This window comes from Microcosmobacter mediterraneus (assembly GCF_031846265.1).
In the GTDB taxonomy this organism is placed as follows: domain Bacteria; phylum Bacteroidota; class Bacteroidia; order Flavobacteriales; family Flavobacteriaceae; genus Microcosmobacter; species Microcosmobacter mediterraneus.
This window is the reverse complement of record NZ_JAVRIA010000032.1, coordinates 1-263: the sequence shown is the minus strand read 5'-3', so window position 1 is coordinate 263 and position 263 is coordinate 1. Positions and strand designations below refer to the sequence as shown.

Genomic DNA, 263 nt, shown 5'->3' with positions numbered 1-263 from the left:
ACAACAGCACCTACTTTTACAGTACCATCAAGTATTGCAATAGAATGTGATCAAGATTCTAGTGATCTTACTTTAACAGGAGATGTAACAGATGAGGCAGATAACTGCGATACAGGTTTAGAAGCCACCTTTACAGATAGTGTTGCAGATGGTGCTTGTGAAAACGAATCTATCATCACAAGAACATGGACTTTAACAGATGCATGTGATAATACAACAACACAGGTACAAACCATTACTATAGAAGATACTACTGCTCCAAC

At 37.6% G+C, this 263-nt stretch carries 1 protein-coding gene; it reads left to right on the top strand.

Features of this window, described 5'->3' with window-relative positions; translation table 11 throughout:
• A partial coding sequence (locus RM697_RS13715) for an HYR-like domain-containing protein (protein ID WP_311428461.1) occupies nt 1-263 on the top strand: 263 nt, incomplete at both ends.